We start from the raw sequence: 18,219 nt of genomic DNA, 5'->3' as shown, positions 1-18,219 counted from the left end.
AGGCATGAAAAAAGATATCACAGAATTATATAGTTTTATAGATGATTTTTGTAAAATTTATTTGGAGTATGAACAGAGAAAGTTATTACCATCAAATAAGCAAAGAAATCGCTGTTGTAGCATGAGTCTAAGTGAAATGTTAACAATAATAATTATGTTTCATACATCCTATGCTAAGAATTTTAAATTTTTCTATAAAAGTTATATAGAGTGCATGCATAAGGATGATTTTCCCAAAGCCTTGAGTTATAATAGATTTGTTGAATTAATGGCACGATTATTCATACCGCTAAATATGTTGATTCATTTGTTGTTTGGTGAGGAAACAGGTATTTATTTTATTGACTCTACAACGATTAAAGCTTGTCACAATAAAAGGCGTTATAGCAATAAAGTTTTTAAAGGATTAGCCAAACATAGTAAATCCTCTATGGGGTATTTTTATGGTTTTAAATTACATGTAATAATCAATAATAAAGGGGAGTTTATGGCATTAAAAGTGACCAAAGGCAATGTAGATGATAGGGTTCCAGTACCGGAGTTAACAAAAAGATTAACTGGAATTATAGCAGCTGATAAAGGTTATATTAAGCAAAATTTGTTCTTAAATTTATATGAAAGAGGCTTAAAAATGATTCATGGAATTAAGAAGAATATGGAAAATAAATTAATGGATTTGAAAGAAAAAATCTTACTTCGAAAGCGTAACTTAATTGAAACAGTTTTTGATTATCTAAAAAATAAAATGAACCTTGAACATACTAGACATAGATCACCAATAAATGCCTTTGTCCATATATTATCTACTCTTGTTGCTTACTCATTAAAGAAAAATAAACCTTCAACAAAATTTGATTTTAATCTACATGTTCACAATATCCTTATCCCGAATTGACGTGATATACAAAAAAGTTCACGTATTAGCCCGTATTTTAATTTTAAGCAAAAAAGACCATCTGGAAAATTAGTGCTACAAGTTAAGGGTATTTCTAAAAATTATGAGAATAAAAAAATATTAAATAATGTAAGTTTTACTGTAACAAGAGGAGAAAAAATTGTTATTATTGGTCCAAATGGTATTGGTAAATCTACTTTACTAAAAATTCTTCTTGGTAAAATATTCTCAGATTTGGGAAGTTATGAATGGGGATACGAAACTCAAATTTCTTATTTTGCTCAGGATCATCATGAATTACTCAATGAAAATATCAACGTTATTGATTGGTTATCCAACCAAATACCTACTGAGAATGACAATACGTTGCGTAGTATATTAGGTCAATTATTATTCCGTAAAGATGAAGTAACTAAGAATATTTTAAATTTGAGTGGTGGGGAAGGAGCTCGTTTATTATTAGCCAAAATTATCTTAGAAGAAAGTAATATATTGGTATTAGATGAACCCACCAATCACTTAGATATTGAATCTAAGCATATGCTAAAAAATTCACTAATTAACTACCCAGGTACTCTAATATTGGTAACTCATGATAGAGATTTTGCTAGCAGTATAGCCACAAGGATTATTGCACTATCCCACCAAACTATTACTGATTTTAAAGGTAAATATCAGGAATATTTAGCTAAATATAGCAATGATTACTTAGATAGTAATTGGGTATTGGCAAATAAGGCGGGGAAGTAGTCTATAGTTGTGAGCGTTCACAAAATTATATATTGACATAAGGCATACATTGTCATTAATATTATACAAATGACAAAAAAATATAACTATAATTTTTCATCTGAAAAAAATTATAAGCTCATACAGGAAAGAGATATAAGTTTTGAAGAAATAATTGCAGCTATTGAAAATAATTGTTTGCTAGATATAATTGAGCATCATAATTCTCAAAAATACCCTAACCAAAAAATGTATCTCATTGAGTTTAATTTTTATGTTTATCTTGTTCCTTTTGTCGTTGAAGATGATGGAACAATTTTTCTTAAGACAATTATTCCAAGCCGTAAAGCTACTAAAAAATATTTAAAGGAGACGAAAAACAATGAGAAATAAAAACCATAATTCTTCAAAAATACTGCTTGATGAAGAGGAAAAATTATTATTAAGCTCTTTTGAAAATAATGAATGGCGTACAATCGAAACCATTAAGGAAGAAAAAGAAAAGGCTATAAAGGCTGCAACCAACTATTTACAAAAAGACATACGTATCAATATTCGTATTTCTAGCAGTGATTTAAACCGTATCAAGCAAAAGGCAGCTTATGAAGGGCTACCTTATCAGACACTTATTGCAAGTATTCTTCATAAATATTCAGCGGGACATTTATTTTTTAAATGAAATAACAAATGTGAGCGTTCACGGAAAAAGAGTTAAAGTACAAGACGTCTATTAGCGAGAAGGCGTAGCCGACGAAGCAATCTATAAATACATAGTTTGATATGAGTAAATATACAGAACTAAATGATGCTAAGATAAGTTTTTGCCTAGCTCAATCACGGGATGAAGATTTAATAAAATCTTGGCTTGATAAACCACACATTAAAAATTATTGGGACAATAGTAGCGATCTATTGGAAAACCTACAGAATTACTTGCAAGGTACGAAAGATATTTTTGATTATTGGCTAGGCTTTTATGATATACAACCCTATGCGTTAATAATGACATCAGATGCAAATATAATGGTTCCAATATTTTGGACAGAAAAATAAGAAAAATGAGATAGAATTCTTTAGCAAACAAGGAGAGCTAGAGATGAAAAAACAAGTAAGGCAATATAGGGACTAGTGTTAAGAACAAGCTCTTTTGCCGCCACTTAGAATTAAATTGGAAAATCTTTAATCCTTTTTTCATACTCAGATTGGCAATCTCCGAGTGATAATTTTGAATACATCTCCAATGATTGACGACTCTCATGTCCTGAATATGGCTGAATTAATGCGTCATCTACGCCTTTTTTCTTCATCCAAGTAAAAAGAAAATGTCTTAATGTATGAGGAGATATTGAATGCTCAATACCCGCTTCTTTTGTATAGTTCATTAATATTTTTCTAATGCCTCGATCAGAATATGCCATCTTCAAACTTGATTCAAATAAATATTTTGAATCATTTCTTTTCATATTTTCTAGATGAACAGCTAATATTTCCTTAAAACTATCAGGAAACGGAACTATTCTGTCCTTCTTTCCCTTACCTTGCACAACTTTTATCTGACAATTATCTAAATCTATGTCAGATATTTTTATATTTACTAACTCAGAAACTCTCACCCCGGTATAAAGCAATGTTTTAATCATTACTATATGCTTCATATTTCTAGATTTCCATACCGTGTTGTAATATTTATTTATTTCCTCTTCCGTAGGCACATACGGCAACTTCCTTTCCTTACCACTCTTTACTTCTACATCAAGATTTTTTCTTATATGCCTGAATAATTCTCTTAAGTAATTATAATCAGGCTTTTCTTTTTTCAGATGTTTGCAAAAATATTTAGCTTTTTCTCTAACTGGCGTACGTTCTAATATCATAATAAGCAATTAAATAGTTATCCCGATTAACAAGCGTTTATTAAAATCTAACGGAAAAAGACCATAAGGATTTATATGACCTGAGAATAACGGTGTTAATGCTCTATAGTCTTCAGGCATAAACCTGTTCTGCCAATGTGGCTGTGATAATATTTGTTGAATAATCAAGGTATTGATATAAACCATACATACCTGCAACAGATGTAAACATAATACCGATAATTCCTGATCTTCAATATTGTTCGTTGCAATGTGACCTAGTTTACCGTAAAAAATAAAATCCATTACATTATTAAGGCGTTCAACAATATTTAGTCCTTCATTAACTCAATGATAGGTAAGCCACTAGTTTGACTAGTGAGACCATCAAGGCTTGGCCTTTAGATTTAGTATAAAATAAAAAGTTATCATATATAACTTCTTTGGCTTGACGGTCAAAGGAGAAAATATATGACAACATACGAAAGTTTAAATCATTCTAAATGGGATTGCAAATATCATATTGTGTTTATTCCAAAGTGTCGTAAAAAAGAATTGTACGGGAAGGTTAGAAAATATCTTGGGAACGTATTCCATGAGTTAGCTTTTCAACGTGGGAGCAAGATCATAGAGGGGCATATGGTACAAGATCATGTGCATATGCTCATCAAGATTCCTCCTAAATATTCTGTAGCTGAAGTAATAGGCTATATCAAGGGGAAAAGTGCTATAGCCGTTGCTAGGCAGTTTGGTGGACGAAAACGTAATTTTAATGGAGAAAAGTTGTGGGCTAGAGGTTATGCGGTCTCAACTGTAGGATTTGAAGAGAATCAGATCAAACACTACATTAAGAATCAAGAGCAACTTGATAGTTTAGGCTCTGACGAATCAGGAGAATTTTAATTAACAATGGCAGCCCTTTGGGCTGCTCATAACCGTCAAGCCCCTCGCTTTGCGAGGGCGTTCTGACTTCAATACGTAATTCTTCCGAGGATAAATATTTACACAAAAATATGGTTTTATTGGCTTTGCCTAGTTCTACCAGTGCCTTATATACCGGATGAGCGTAATTATTATTACTAAATCTTTTGATTAATACGGATGGTGTAACTATTCCTAGTTTTAGGGCAACCATATGTTTGACAGTCTCATCGTAATTATCTTCTAATAACTCCCAATTTATACTTCCCTTTAGGATCTCTGAAATATTTTTATATTTATTTCTATCTCTAGAATCAACGTAATACAATTTTTGCTTATTGATTGCCTTTAGTCTCGGGCATAAGGAGAAATCTAGTAAATAACTCACGGCAAAACCTATTACACTTTGTCCATGGGTATCGACAAATACACGATTCATGTCCATGTCCGTATCATGGTCAATAATGCCTTTTATCATGCTACCTACCTCTGATGAGGTGCAATCCTTTAACTGCGAGTAAATACATAATGATTTCTTGTCAACATGCCAATAAATCATTACTCCTTTCTTACCATAACGAAAATGCCATTCGCTCATTAGATTTTGATCCCAAGCAAACAGATGAGTTGAGTCACAGGCCACTGTTGTAGTAGCCTCTCCCCAAACATCAGGATTTCGTGTTTTTAAAACGTTATTAACCATTGTACGAATAGCATTTCTAATGTTTGTAGCATTAATATGGCGTTTTTTTACATAACGTAAATCACTATAATTAACATTATCATTAGCAATGCTGATTCTTTTTAATCCGGTGTTGCTACCAATGCCAAATATACATAGTAATAGTCTTCTTTGTAGATCAGAACTATTGATATTGCTGCTTTTACCAACAGTTTCAAGTTCCTTAGTAAAATTGATTCTTAGATCGCACTCTTTTAAAATATCAATTAAGTGTATACTTGACCACTTATTATTGATTTCTTGCTGTAACTTAATAATATTATCAGGTTCATCCTGTGAGTCTAAGGGAGTAAGCTTTATATTGTTACCAACTTTACTTTGTTGGATCTTTACAAACTGATTATTAGGAATATTTGCATTTAATGCATCTAAGCTGTTAGTAAGTGAAGTCTTTAATTTTTCTACGAACTCCTCGAATTTTAGCGGTAACCCAAGTAACTCATAATATGATTCTCGTTTCTCAATAAAGTCCTTCGGTAAGTCCTTATTCGGATCTCTATAACGGTAACTTTTATTAACCCAAATAGCTTTAAAACCAAGAAGTTCTTTAATCTGTTCTAATATGGCTAGTTCATAATTATATTTATTTATTCGCAATTGACCTTTTTCTATTTTAAAGATCATGCTATACCAGTTCTGTGGGATAGCTCTATTGATTGGTGGGATATTAATATAGTAAGCTAAATCTGATTCATTCCAGTATTGGTTGATAAAACGAATTGCCTTTAAGATAGGTTGATAATCAATATGATCTTCAGAAATTTGTAATATTCTTATTATCGCAAGTAGACTACCTCTATTGCCATAAGCATAGGTGGTATGCATTTTTTCTCGCACCTGAGCCTGATACCACTTACTACCACGATGTTGTAGATCTTCAATTACTTCTTCCAGCTTCTCCTGAGGCACTACCGGATAAACTTTGTCCTCAATAATGCTTTTAGGATTTTTTGCATTTAGTATAGCCAACTTTTCTAGAATATCAAACTTTCCGTCAACACGCTTAACTTCCTGAAGAATATGACGGTCTACATGCTTCTCTGCTCCGGCTCGCATCTTTTTAATTAGTTTAATCATGGTATCTATTAAGGCATCCAACAATAGCTCCAGTCTTACACTACAGAATATTGCCATGGTGGCATATTTTATAGTCGGGGCAAAATCTAGAATATTGCTAGGTGCAAAAACCATCACACGTTCATAATATTTTAATAATAATTTTCTGTCTACTGACTCTATTATGCAGTCAGATAATTTGATTTGACCTAGTAAATTGATTTTATTTATGGCACATTGAATATTCTTAATTTTAGCTCCAGAGATATCTTTTTTAAGTTCTGATAATTCTATAATGTTATTATCCTCATCACTATTTTTACTAAGAATGCGATCTATTAAAAGAAGATTTCCTTGACTTAAATTATCAAATATTTTTCTAAAAAATTGTTGTTCAAATTTTTGTTTAGCTAACGAAATGTAATTTTCTAATTGTTTGGTATTAACAATTTCTATTCTATCTTTGATGAAATATGTACGTATTTGTTCAAGTAGCACTGAATCTGAGAAATGACGCGGTATCAAGTCATCTACAAGATAATTCATTATTAATGTAATATCCTTGGCATTTGCTACACGATATCCTAAATACTGTCTGATATCCTGACGATACCTTTCTCCAGTACGTGTATCCCAGTCAAATGTAATAATTTGTGTTGGATCAATATCTAAATGTTTGGCAACCTGTAACAATAATTGCATCGAAACTGTGTTAGCTTTATTAGAGGGAAATTGTATGTATTTTTTGAAATACACTAACATTATTGCAAAAGTTAACTGATTTGATTGACCTTTCTTTTTCTTGCATAAATTTAAATCCTCTAATGATAAATTATATTGCATTTTTATCTGTTCCTAGAAATCACAGTGTCGGTATTGATTTACTCGATTTTATTCATATTACAATTATTTTGCAATATATTTTTTGCTCTAACAATAAAAAAGTGTAAACATTATTTTTTTAGGAACTGTAAGTGGCGGCAAAAGAGCTTGTTCTTAACACTGGTCCCTTTTATGGTAATAGATAAAGAACAGTCTGAAAATCAAGAGAGTGATATAGTAGAGGGATATCAGGTAATAGGAAATAGTAATAGTGTGTCTACTGGAGAATTGGCCTATCTATTTGCCCCAAAGTATCATCGTGGCGAAATTTACCAAAATGTTGGTTACGAATGTGTGGGAGCTCTTGTCTTATATTATGGGCAAAGATTACATGATAATGGAACAGATATAACAATAAAAATTGCCGGCTTGGAAAAGTCAGCAGTAGCACCATTTAAAATGGTAAGTGCCACAGTACGCACTGATAATCCAGGTTCGTATAAGATATTGGATAAGTTAGGATTTAATAAAAACCCAAATATTGTACAAAAATATAATGATTGCGAAAGACATGAATATTTCAAACCCTATGGTAATGAAAGCTATGTTGATGTTTTACAATTGACATCTACCGCTTTGCTGGGAGAGACAACATCCGATTTAGATATAGTCGATTAAGAAGTTGGTGACGTCGTTACTCATAGCTCCTAGGAGACGGTCGGAAATAACTAAATTAATTCTATAATTATTCCATTTATTTTTTATTCCCTCCAGTATCTCAAATCTTGCCTATAATATAGGAAATGATTTTGAAAAAGAGATTGTCATGAGCAAGGGATAGCACAACTTCTATAGTAATCAATATTATAATGATCCATTCAAGTCTAGTAGAGTGTTTACAGTTTAAGTCATTTGACAAAATATTGTAAAGTTCATGAATCATATTTAGTCGATTATTAAGAATATTCTGACGAATTTGAATATCTTGGAACTCTGCAGTCATTAAGTATAAAGGTTCGTAACTAGGACGACGCCAAAAAAATTCAGGAGTATCCAATATATCGCTGTGTAAATTAATTGAATATCGTTCGTTAAATAATATCCCAATTTGTTGAGATATTTCTTTTTTGGAAAGTGATACACTACCTGTACTGGCTAGTTCTTGTTGAATTGGAGTGGTTTTTACAATTAGATTACTTACCGATTTTTCTAGTACACTAAGCTTAACTGACTGAGCTAAAGCATGCGAGATAGATAATTTTATAAAAGTTGATTTATCGGCAAGAATGATTTGGTTTTTTTCTTCATCAATAAATGTTTTACCAGTAATTTCATCATAATCAAAATAAATAAAGTCGGAAACTAGCTCGTCATTTTGATTAGTTTTAAGAGCTGCTATTTCTGCAAGGAGCATTTTTTCTTGGCTTTCTTCAGCTCCCCATATAGTAACGCAACCGAAAGGGAAAAAGAAAACATCGATAGGATTTAAATTTTCCCCTTGTTCTTTTTGAATATATAGTACATCATCGAAATATTTAGGTTCAAGACCGATTTTATTGAGGTTTATTACTAAATAGTTCATTTTGTATTCAGAAGTAGTACAGTAGGAAGTGCATCTCATATAATAAATAATTTATGGCAAACAATTGTTGCTTCATTATGCTATAGTAGTTATAAAAGTTACAAAGTCAATTAAAATGTAATAGTTGGTAGTTATGTATGAAATATTAACAAATAGATCAATCATTGAAGTTTCTGGTGATGATGCGATAAATTTTTTGCATAATTTGATCACTAATGATATAAAAAATAACGATTATTGTTATAGTTATGCTCTAACTAACCAAGGGAGATATTTGTTTGATTTTTTCGTATTGAAACTATCGGCAACGAGGTTTTTTATTGATATAAATATTAATCAATCAGATTTATTTAAAAATCACTTAGTGCAGTACAAGTTACGTGCTAAAATTGAAGTGAATGACTTAACTACCGCCTATCAGGTTATTTACTCAAAGCAGCAATTGCCACTTAATAGCTACCAAGACCCTCGTTATAACCAACTTGGTTTTCGTTCAATTATTAATAAAGATGATTTTTTAACAACCACCAGAATAGAAGGCTTATATCAGCAGGATAAATATAATTTTGCCATAGTTGATGGCTATGATGATTTAATTGCCAATAGGTCTATTCCCATCGAATATGGGGCTGAGGAGTTAAATGCTATAAGTTACAGTAAGGGGTGTTATATTGGGCAGGAAGTTGTTTCCAGAACAAAATACCAAGGAGTTGTAAGAAAAAAAATATTTAAATTATCCGTTAACATAGATTCCGGTAATACTGGTAGTTTAGATATCGCGAAAGACGATGAAATTATCGCCAATAATACAAAAATTGGCGTAGTATGTTCAGCTTATCAGAACATGGCAATAGCTTTAATTAGGGTGGATGATTATTATTCATTAGCAGATACAGTTATTACTGTAAAAAACTTACCAGTTTCTTTGGCTGTTCCACCTTGGAGTTATAGCTAAGCCGATTGTTCATCAATTGACTATATAACTTTTTTGGGTTAGCTATCTGCAATCTTATCCAAAAGAGTTAGATTATGATACCATGTTAATTGTGCAAGCACCTCTTGCACAAATGTAGGATCAGGATATTCCTTAGCAAATTGTTGCATATATTTCAGATTTCGAGTGCTAACCTGGATATTGCATGAAGGTGGTATTTATAAAAATAAAATGGCAATATCGCTTATAAGTGGTCATGGATATGTTAATTTTCACTTAAATTATGTCTGGATATGCAATTCTTCCTGATTTAAGATAGAATCCCCTCTTACCCCCATTTTTTATTGTACCGGGGACAGTACCATATTAGCTTATTCTATAGCTAATTTTTTCATAACACTATCCCATATATGTTGGTATGGACCTATTAATTAAATAATAATTTAATTAATAGGTCCATACCATGATAAATAATAGCATAAAAAATACTATAATAGGAATAGATTTAGCAAAAAATAGTATGCACTTGGTGCAAGTCACGTTAATTCGGGATAAGGATTAGTAAAAATGCTTTAGCTATAACTAATACAAGATTTTGGATATGTATAAATTGCATTTCTGTGAATTCATACATTAATTGCTCTTCGTAGTGTATATATGTCTGCTATTTTTACTAATCCTTATCCCGAATTAACGTAAGTCGATCAAAATGGCAAAAAAATAGGTTATTAAAAAGTTACAAGAGATGAGTTAATAGCCTATTTAAGCAATCTCGATAAAAGTTCATTGGTAGCTATGGAAGCATGTGGAGGAGCTAATTATTGGTCACGGGAAATTGCTAAGCTTGGTTTGCAAGTCAAACTAAGAGTCAATCATTTAATTTGTGTGTGCGTCAAGATAAGGTGCATTAATCTTACGGGTGAAAGTCCTGTTATGGAAGGAGTAGCTAGCTCCACCATATAGCGAGTCTTGTGCTGCTGAAGGTAACGACAGTAGTAAAGCGTAGACAGCGAAACATCCGAGCCGAAACCAAATGGTGAACGTGATAGCCCTGAAATGATATTGGTAGTGGAAGTCGATGTGCTACACAACGCAGTAGACAAGAGAAAACTAGAGGTCAAACTAGCGAAAATCCGAAAGTTTTCAACCATCGGGGTCTCAGGCGTCAGCGAGTTTGTAGAGATTAATGACACAACTTGAGAAGTCCTTATAACTCTTACTGAGTTAAGTAAGTATTCAAAGTACAAGTGCCGAAACATAAGGCTTTGGAGATGGTGTTAAGGATGGCTGAGTCAGTTGTAGTAGTGATGAAGCTTCGTAATGGGAGTGGAGCGAAGGGCTGACAGAAAGGTAAGAACGTAAGAGGGAAACAATGACCGTACACAGCATAGACGGAAATACATGGTCAACGAAACTTGAGCGTATAAAGTTGCTATCATCACAAAATCAAGACATAAAGTTTAATAATCTTGGACATATTATTGATTTAAAGATGTTAGAAGAACAATATAAGGAACTTGATAGCAAGAAAGCTGTAGGAATAGATGGTATAACCAAAGCGGTTTATGGTAAGAAGTTGGAAGCAAATTTGCTCTCGCTCCTTACTAAAATTCGCAAGGGGCAATATCAAGCTAAACCTGCACGAATTACATTGATTCCAAAAGAAGATGGAGGCAAAAGACCTTTGGTAATATCATGCTTTGAAGACAAGATAATCGAGTCGGCAGTAAGCAAGATATTAAACTCAGTGTTCGAGCCAATATTCTTAAAATGTTCTTACGGGTTTCGACCTAAATTAAACGCCCATGATGCACTTAAGGAGTTGAATAGACTTACGTATAACTTCAATAAAGGAGCTGTAGTTGAAATTGATATAACTAAGTGCTTCAATTCAATCAAACATTCTGAGTTGATGGGATTCCTAAGAAAGAGAATATCTGACAAAAGATTCCTAAGACTAGTTATGAAACTGATGGAAACACCAATTATAGAAAACGGCATTACAGTTACTAACAAGGAAGGATGCCGCCAAGGGTCTAAAACATCACCAATTTTGGCAAATGTCTTCCTACATTATGTTATTGACTGTTGGTTTGCTAAAATCAGCAAGGAAAACATAAGAGGGCAAACTGGAATGGTGAGGTATTGTGACGATATGGTGTTCGTCTTTGAGAATGAAGAAGACGCGAGGAAGTTTTATGAGGTTTTGCCCAAAAGATTAAACAAGTATGGCTTGAACATCAATGAAGCTAAATCGCAGATGATTCAGTCCGGTAGATACCATGCTGAGGACTTAGCTAAGCAAGGTAAGAAGATCAAGAGTTATAATTTTCTTGGCTTTACTTGCTATTGGGGTAAATCAAGGTTTGGTAACATATGGAGATTAAAATATACCACAAGGAAAGATCGATTTACCGAGAAGCTTAAAGGGCTAAGAGAATATCTACGAAGTCACCTTAATGAGAGGGGCAAAGAACAGATATTATTGCAAGTCATTAGAGCTACAAAGGGGTGGATCAATTATCATGGTATATCAGATAATCAAAGACGAGTAAGTTCATTTATTCACCAAACTAGGCGAGCAATATATGGGTGGTTTAATAGAATGGGTGGGAAGCGTAAGATGAATTGGCAAAGATTAGCTGAAATACTCAAAAGGGTCGACTTTCCAAATAAGTGGAAGACCATTTCAATGTTCTAAAACCAACAAAAAAAAATAGGGTACAAGCCTATCTTACCTTTCGGGAGCCGGATGCGGTAGCTCTGCATGTCCGGTTCTGAGGAGGGGCTTAACCAAGCAATTGGTTAGGTCTACTCACAAAGTTCATTTTTTATTTTCCAATAAATCATATTTAAAATCTCCACAAAGTATTTCAAATTGATTTAAAGCTAAAGACCAATCTTTAATAGGCATGGTCCATTTTTTGGCTGCATTTTGTAGGGATAAAAATATTATTTTTTGAATTGACTTATCATCTGGAAACACCCCCTTATTTTTGATAATTTTTCTAATTTGACGATTTACAGATTCTATAGTGTTAGTAGTATAAATTACCTTTCTGTTCTCTTCAGGAAAGGCAAAAAACGGTATTATCCCAGACCAATTACGTTGCCAAATATCAGAAATTACCGGATATTTTTTATCCCATTTTACACCAAATTGCTGAAGTTTTAAACGTGCCATTTCGTCATTATTAGCTGTATAAATTTGTTTTAGATCTGATGTGACCTCTTTTAAATCTTTATATGACACATACTTTACTGAATTGCGAACCATATGTACAATACATAATTGTACTATAGTACTCGGGAATACACTGCTTATAGCTTCTGGAAAGCCCTTTAAACCCCACACAAGCAACATAAATTTGTTCAATTCCTCGATTCTTTAACTCAGTAACTACTTGCATCCAAAATTTAGCACCTTCATTTTTGCCTATCCAAATGCCAAGTAACTCCTTTTTCCCTTCTATATTTACAGCAAGTGCTAAATATACTGCTTTATTTATTACTATGTGATTGTCTCTAGATTTTACATAGATACAGTCCAAGTATAATATTGGATACACCCTATCTAAACAACGATTTTGCCACCTAGTTACTTCTTCTATTACCCCATCTGTTATGGTGGATATCAAGTCACCAGATACATCAGTTTGATATATTTCTTCTAAATGCCCTCGGATCTCGCTGACTGTCATACCGCGACCATAAAGGGATATCACTTTCTCATCAAATCCATTAAATCTCCTCAGCCCTTTTGGTATTAATTGAGGATTATACTCTCCTTCCCGATCTCTTGGTACTTCTACTGTCAGCTTACGACCATCCCCATCAATTTAAGGTGGTCCCCTTTGTCTAGACAAAAATTTAGATAAATAGAGATATAATTCACAAAAATTAAATTGTTGTTTTTATACAATATTTTTTTCAAAATATACACATTCTGGAGTTTTATAATCCAAAGCTTGATGCATCCTTTGTCTATTATAAAAGTCCATATATTCGTTAATTGCTGTCTTTGCCTCCTTTACTGTTGTTAAAATAATCCGATAAATTTTTTCCTGTTTTAATGATCGCCAAAAACGTTCAATAAAAATATTATCTAAGGCTCGTCCCTTACCATCCATACTAATCAAGATATTATGTAGCTTTAGCATACTAATAAAATTCTCCGAGGTAAATTGTACTCCTTGATCAGTATTAAATATTTTTGGCATACCATATTTTTCTATAGCGTCTTCAAGGGCTGTTACACAAAATTCACTTTCCAAACTAATGGAGATTCGCCAACTTAGAATATAACGACTATACCAGTCAATAATAGCTACTAAATATACGAACCCTTGGCTCAGTCTTATATACGTTATATCTGCACTCCAAACCTGGTTTGGCAATACTATTTCTAATCCTTTTAGTAAATAAGGATATATTTTATGCACTTGATTCCTCTTGCTTAAATTTATTTTAGGATAAACAGCTTCAAGACCCATTATCTTGTAGTAACGTCTAACAGCTTTACGACCTACCGAAAAACCTTGGGCTTGTAAATATTTAGCCATCCGCCGCATACCATAATATGGATGCATAGTATAGGTCTCATCAATTATTGCCATAATCTTGATATCTTGTTCACTAATACCAGTAGGTTGATAGTAATAGGTTGACCTGCTAATATCCAATAACTTACACTGTTGTACAATTGTTAACTTATTATGATTAGGCTCTATCATATTACACCTAACCTTTAATTCCAAACAATGCAGATTTTTTTTTTGAGCCAGTCACACTCAACGCTTAACTGACCAATTTGCTCATATAGATTCTTGATTAACCCCTGCTGATTTGGATCAGCACTCTGTGTTTTATTCTTAAAACCTTGTACTAACAACTCAAGACCTTGTTTTTTCCAGTTACTGATCTGTGTTGCATGAACACCATACTTACTAGTTATCTGGGCTATTGTTAGCTCTCCCTTAATTGCTTCTATGACAATTTTGGCTTTCTCCTCAGCACTATATTGCCTTACTTGTTTTTTCATCTCTAGCTCTCCTTGTTTGCTAAAGAATTCTATCTCATTTTTCTTATTTTTCTGTCCAAAATATTGGGACCATTATAATTGAATAATTAGAATTGCTGGGTTAGAGTTTACTTTCTCTATCATTTATTCAAATATTCTATTATTGTTATTATATTAAATAGAAGAGGACGCCATAATGAAAGATATCTGTAAAAAAGTTAAATATATAGTATACTTGCTTATATATGGGGTGGTCACTTGGATTATCGCAAAAATTATACTTATATCAACATTCCCGGATGATGGTCAATGTCATTGTTCCGAAACTCCAACATTATTGCATTATATTTTGGCTTTGATAGTAACTACAGCACCAGTGATAACGTATATATGCACGAAAAATTGTAAGCTGAAAACAAAATCTGATACTAAAAAATTATGATTGGTAAACTGAAAGGCACAATAGATGCATGTTTTAATGATTATGTTATTATTGATGTTAATGGTGTTGGATATTTAGTGTATTGTAGTAGTAAAACTCTAAATAAATTAGTCGTTAATGAGTTTTGTCAATTATTTATCGAAACGCATGTAAGAGAAGATCATATTAATCTTTACGGCTTTTTATCACTCGAAGAAAAGTTTGTTTTTAATTTATTACAATCAGTAAACGGTATTGGGACAAGGATGGCTTTAGCTATTTTATCAAATTTATCACCTGAACAAATTCAATCAGCGATAGCTAGGCGGGATAAAGAAGCTTTTAAAGCCGTTTCCGGTGTTGGACTAAAATTAGCTGAACGAATTATCATAGAGTTAAAGGATAAAGCCTTAACTAACCTTACTACCAATCTTCCCATCGATAAGAATGATAGTGATTTATCTAAGATATCATCTGATGCTACATTAGTTTTAACCTCACTTGGGGTTAATAGAACTGAAGCCCATAATTTGGTACAGGAAATTATTGCAAAGGATCCTGATCTCTCTATTAATGAGCTAATTAAACTCGCACTAAAGGCACGTAGTTCCAATGTCTAAAAACCCAGTTTCTAAAAATGTTTTATCAGCTGATATACTGCCAAACGATCAAGAATTCTCTCTACGACCTAGCTATTTAAAAGAATTTGTTGGGCAACAACAGATCAAAGAGAATTTATCTATTTTTATCCAGGCAGCTAAAAATAGGTCTGAACATTTGGATCATACCTTATTTTATGGGCCGCCTGGACTTGGTAAAACCACTCTTGCCCAAATTATTTCTAAGGAGATGGGAGTAAATTTTAAATCCACTTCAGGACCTGCTATATCAAAAGCGGCTGACCTAGCTGCTATACTTACCAATTTGCAAGATAATGATGTGTTATTTATTGATGAAATTCACCGTCTTAGCACCAATATTGAAGAAGTATTGTACCAAGCAATGGAAGATTTTGCTTTGGACATAGTTATTGGAGAAGGGCCAGCCGCAAGGTCAGTAAAAATCAATTTACCCAATTTTACTTTAGTTGGAGCAACTACTAGACTAGGTCTATTGAGTAACCCTTTGAGAGATAGATTTGGTATACCACTACGTTTACATTTTTATAATGTGGCTGAATTAAAACTTGTTTTGAGTAGAGCTAGTAAATTTCTGGCAATTAATGTAACCGATGAGGCGTTAGAAGAAATAGCAAAGCGTAGTAGAGGAACTCCAAGAATTGCCCTTAGGCTAATTAGACGGGTTAGAGACTTCGCTTCTGTCGATGAACAGCTAGAAATTGATAGGAATATTGCCAATATCTCTCTGAATCGATTAGAAGTTGACAAAATAGGTTTAGACAGTAATGATTATAGATATTTAAAGTTTATCGCTGATAATTATGGTGGGGGTCCGGTCGGTATAGAAACAATTGCCGCAGCTCTATCAGAACAACGCGATGCTGTGGAAGAAACTATCGAACCCTATCTAATACAAATAGGGTTATTACAACGTACCCCGAGAGGCAGAGTTATTACCAAAAATGCTTTTGACCATCTGGGAATATAACAATCTATAGTTAATAAAGAAGTAGTTTATGAAAATAATTAACATAAAACAACTAACGATTCTGCTGGCTTTAATGTTACTCCCCTTTAGCAAAGTGGTTGCCAATAGTCAACAACATTTTGAGAAAGCAAATACTTTAACAATGGAGGGCAAATGGCAAGAAGCAATTGACTCCTATGATTTGGCAATTAAACATAAGCCTGATTATGCCTCAACTTACTATAACAAAGGTATAGCTTTAGGTAAGTTAGGTAAACTACAGGAAGCAATTAACTCATATGATTTAGCAATCAAATATAAGCCTGATTATGCTAATGCTTACAACAATAAAGGTGTTGTTTTGGGTGAGTTAGGCAAATGGCAAGAGGCAATTGACTCCTATAATTTAGCAATTAAATATAAGCCTGATTTTGCTAATGCTTATTATAGCAAAGGTATAGTTTTAGGCAAGTTAGGTAAATTACAGGAAGAAATTGTTGCTTATGATTTGGCAATCAAACATAAGCCTGATTTTGCTAATGCTTATTATAACAAAGGTTTTGCTTTAGAAAAGTTAGGTAAATGGCAGGAGGCAATTGACTCCTTTGATTTAGCAATTAAACATAAGCCTGATTTTGCTGATGCTTATAATAGCAAAGGTGCTGCCTTAGATAACCTCAGTTTGGTGTAAGAGGAAGGTTGAGATTGTTTAATTTTCCAAAAGCTACAGAAATTTTATTAGGCTTAAAAACATAGGCAAACTAAGGTGGTCCCCTTTGTCTAGACAAAAATTTAGATAAATAGAGATATAATTCACAAAAATTAAATTGTTGTTTTTATACAATATTTTTTTCAAAATATACACATTCTGGAGTTTTATAATCCAAAGCTTGATGCATCCTTTGTCTATTATAAAAGTCCATATATTCGTTAATTGCTGTCTTTGCCTCCTTTACTGTTGTTAAAATAATCCGATAAATTTTTTCCTGTTTTAATGATCGCCAAAAACGTTCAATAAAAATATTATCTAAGGCTCGTCCCTTACCATCCATACTAATCAAGATATTATGTAGCTTTAGCATACTAATAAAATTCTCCGAGGTAAATTGTACTCCTTGATCAGTATTAAATATTTTTGGCATACCATATTTTTCTATAGCGTCTTCAAGGGCTGTTACACAAAATTCACTTTCCAAACTAATGGAGATTCGCCAACTTAGAATATAACGACTATACCAGTCAATAATAGCTACTAAATATACGAACCCTTGGCTCAGTCTTATATACGTTATATCTGCACTCCAAACCTGGTTTGGCAATACTATTTCTAATCCTTTTAGTAAATAAGGATATATTTTATGCACTTGATTCCTCTTGCTTAAATTTATTTTAGGATAAACAGCTTCAAGACCCATTATCTTGTAGTAACGTCTAACAGCTTTACGACCTACCGAAAAACCTTGGGCTTGTAAATATTTAGCCATCCGCCGCATACCATAATATGGATGCATAGTATAGGTCTCATCAATTATTGCCATAATCTTGATATCTTGTTCACTAATACCAGTAGGTTGATAGTAATAGGTTGACCTGCTAATATCCAATAACTTACACTGTTGTACAATTGTTAACTTATTATGATTAGGCTCTATCATAT

The 18,219-nt window shown here is 32.8% G+C and carries 21 protein-coding genes and 1 pseudogene; 12 read left to right on the top strand and 10 right to left on the bottom strand.

From position 1 onward, the window contains the following. The first annotated feature begins 4 nt into the window (after positions 1–4). The 5 genes from NBW66_RS14200 (at position 5) to NBW66_RS14180 (ending at position 2,677) form a co-directional block, all read left to right on the top strand. Positions 5–895, top strand: a complete 891-nt coding sequence (locus NBW66_RS14200; RefSeq protein ID WP_250310582.1) for an IS982 family transposase — start codon at positions 5–7, stop codon at positions 893–895. 72 nt (positions 896–967) lie between these two features. Further along, positions 968–1,645: an ATP-binding cassette domain-containing protein gene (locus NBW66_RS14195; RefSeq protein WP_250311349.1), complete on the top strand. Its 678-nt coding sequence runs from the start codon at positions 968–970 to the stop codon at positions 1,643–1,645. A gap of 69 nt (positions 1,646–1,714) precedes the next feature. After that, positions 1,715–2,017 carry a BrnT family toxin gene (locus NBW66_RS14190; RefSeq protein WP_250311348.1) on the top strand — a complete coding sequence of 101 codons (303 nt, stop codon included), beginning with the start codon at positions 1,715–1,717 and terminating at the stop codon, positions 2,015–2,017. Next, on the top strand, positions 2,007–2,303 hold the full coding sequence (locus NBW66_RS14185; protein ID WP_250311347.1) for a hypothetical protein: 297 nt from the start codon (positions 2,007–2,009) through the stop codon (positions 2,301–2,303). The genes NBW66_RS14190 and NBW66_RS14185 overlap by 11 nt, the downstream gene beginning before the upstream one ends. 101 nt (positions 2,304–2,404) lie before the next feature. Beyond that, entirely contained in the window at positions 2,405–2,677 is a 273-nt protein-coding gene (locus NBW66_RS14180) for a hypothetical protein (protein ID WP_250311346.1), read from the top strand. A 110-nt stretch (positions 2,678–2,787) separates the two neighbouring features. Here NBW66_RS14180 and NBW66_RS14175 read toward each other — a convergent pair whose 3' ends face one another. Beyond that, a complete protein-coding gene (locus NBW66_RS14175; RefSeq protein WP_250310731.1) occupies positions 2,788–3,498 on the bottom strand; it encodes a tyrosine-type recombinase/integrase in 711 nt (236 codons plus the stop codon). Positions 3,499–3,507: 9 nt separating this feature from the next. Further along, a pseudogene (locus tag NBW66_RS14170) lies at positions 3,508–3,825 on the bottom strand (Tn3 family transposase); the annotation flags it as partial. Between the two features lie 123 nt (positions 3,826–3,948). Here NBW66_RS14170 and tnpA point away from each other — a divergent pair. Then, complete coding sequence (gene tnpA, locus NBW66_RS14165; RefSeq protein ID WP_250310729.1) at positions 3,949–4,380, top strand: IS200/IS605 family transposase; 432 nt, start codon at positions 3,949–3,951, stop codon at positions 4,378–4,380. On the opposite strand, the gene NBW66_RS14160 is transcribed toward tnpA, so the two are convergent. After that, positions 4,325–7,039, bottom strand: a complete 2,715-nt coding sequence (locus tag NBW66_RS14160; RefSeq protein WP_250310728.1) for a Tn3 family transposase — start codon at positions 7,037–7,039, stop codon at positions 4,325–4,327. The two genes, tnpA and NBW66_RS14160, sit on opposite strands and share 56 nt — an antisense overlap. 171 nt (positions 7,040–7,210) lie before the next feature. Here NBW66_RS14160 and NBW66_RS14155 point away from each other — a divergent pair, with 171 nt between their 5' ends. Further along, positions 7,211–7,696, top strand: a complete 486-nt coding sequence (locus NBW66_RS14155) for a GNAT family N-acetyltransferase (protein ID WP_250311345.1) — start codon at positions 7,211–7,213, stop codon at positions 7,694–7,696. A 100-nt stretch (positions 7,697–7,796) separates the two neighbouring features. Here NBW66_RS14155 and NBW66_RS14150 read toward each other — a convergent pair whose 3' ends face one another. Further along, complete coding sequence (locus NBW66_RS14150) at positions 7,797–8,600, bottom strand: RMD1 family protein (RefSeq protein WP_250311344.1); 804 nt, start codon at positions 8,598–8,600, stop codon at positions 7,797–7,799. A 133-nt stretch (positions 8,601–8,733) separates the two neighbouring features. On the opposite strand from NBW66_RS14150, the gene ygfZ reads away from it, so the two are divergent. After that, a complete protein-coding gene (ygfZ, locus tag NBW66_RS14145; RefSeq protein ID WP_250311343.1) occupies positions 8,734–9,555 on the top strand; it encodes a CAF17-like 4Fe-4S cluster assembly/insertion protein YgfZ in 822 nt (273 codons plus the stop codon). Positions 9,556–9,593: 38 nt separating this feature from the next. Here the strand turns inward: ygfZ and NBW66_RS14140 are convergent, their stop codons facing one another. Beyond that, entirely contained in the window at positions 9,594–9,713 is a 120-nt protein-coding gene (locus NBW66_RS14140; protein WP_284346781.1) for a DUF1016 N-terminal domain-containing protein, read from the bottom strand. Positions 9,714–10,906: 1,193 nt separating this feature from the next. Between NBW66_RS14140 and NBW66_RS14135 the strand changes: the two genes are divergently transcribed. After that, entirely contained in the window at positions 10,907–12,235 is a 1,329-nt protein-coding gene (locus tag NBW66_RS14135; protein WP_250310618.1) for a reverse transcriptase domain-containing protein, read from the top strand. 123 nt (positions 12,236–12,358) lie between these two features. On the opposite strand, the gene NBW66_RS15405 is transcribed toward NBW66_RS14135, so the two are convergent. The 4 genes from NBW66_RS15405 to NBW66_RS14120 form a co-directional block, all read right to left on the bottom strand. Beyond that, positions 12,359–12,889 (bottom strand): IS256 family transposase, encoded by a 531-nt coding sequence (locus tag NBW66_RS15405; protein WP_250312149.1) that lies wholly within the window; start codon positions 12,887–12,889, stop codon positions 12,359–12,361. Beyond that, on the bottom strand, positions 12,777–13,352 hold the full coding sequence (locus NBW66_RS15400; RefSeq protein ID WP_458693588.1) for an IS256 family transposase: 576 nt from the start codon (positions 13,350–13,352) through the stop codon (positions 12,777–12,779). The genes NBW66_RS15405 and NBW66_RS15400 overlap by 113 nt, the downstream gene beginning before the upstream one ends. A gap of 96 nt (positions 13,353–13,448) precedes the next feature. Beyond that, positions 13,449–14,267, bottom strand: a complete 819-nt coding sequence (locus NBW66_RS14125) for an IS3 family transposase (protein WP_250310686.1) — start codon at positions 14,265–14,267, stop codon at positions 13,449–13,451. 14 nt (positions 14,268–14,281) lie between these two features. Continuing rightward, a complete protein-coding gene (locus NBW66_RS14120; RefSeq protein ID WP_250311341.1) occupies positions 14,282–14,575 on the bottom strand; it encodes a transposase in 294 nt (97 codons plus the stop codon). Positions 14,576–14,992: 417 nt separating this feature from the next. Here NBW66_RS14120 and ruvA point away from each other — a divergent pair, with 417 nt between their 5' ends. The 3 genes from ruvA to NBW66_RS14105 are packed head-to-tail and all read left to right on the top strand — an operon-like array spanning position 14,993 to position 17,253. Then, a complete protein-coding gene (gene ruvA, locus NBW66_RS14115; RefSeq protein ID WP_250311340.1) occupies positions 14,993–15,595 on the top strand; it encodes a Holliday junction branch migration protein RuvA in 603 nt (200 codons plus the stop codon). Beyond that, positions 15,588–16,583, top strand: a complete 996-nt coding sequence (gene ruvB / locus NBW66_RS14110) for a Holliday junction branch migration DNA helicase RuvB (protein WP_250311339.1) — start codon at positions 15,588–15,590, stop codon at positions 16,581–16,583. The genes ruvA and ruvB overlap by 8 nt, the downstream gene beginning before the upstream one ends. 28 nt (positions 16,584–16,611) lie before the next feature. Then, on the top strand, positions 16,612–17,253 hold the full coding sequence (locus tag NBW66_RS14105) for a tetratricopeptide repeat protein (RefSeq protein WP_250311338.1): 642 nt from the start codon (positions 16,612–16,614) through the stop codon (positions 17,251–17,253). A 145-nt stretch (positions 17,254–17,398) separates the two neighbouring features. Here NBW66_RS14105 and NBW66_RS14100 read toward each other — a convergent pair whose 3' ends face one another. Beyond that, positions 17,399–18,217 carry an IS3 family transposase gene (locus NBW66_RS14100; RefSeq protein ID WP_250310686.1) on the bottom strand — a complete coding sequence of 273 codons (819 nt, stop codon included), beginning with the start codon at positions 18,215–18,217 and terminating at the stop codon, positions 17,399–17,401. Positions 18,218–18,219 lie beyond the last annotated feature (2 nt).

The sequence above is a fragment of the Rickettsia endosymbiont of Oedothorax gibbosus genome, from assembly GCF_936269705.1.
Lineage (GTDB): Bacteria > Pseudomonadota > Alphaproteobacteria > Rickettsiales > Rickettsiaceae > Tisiphia.
Note: the sequence above shows the minus strand (reverse complement) of the source record. Positions and strands in the feature narration are given on the sequence as shown.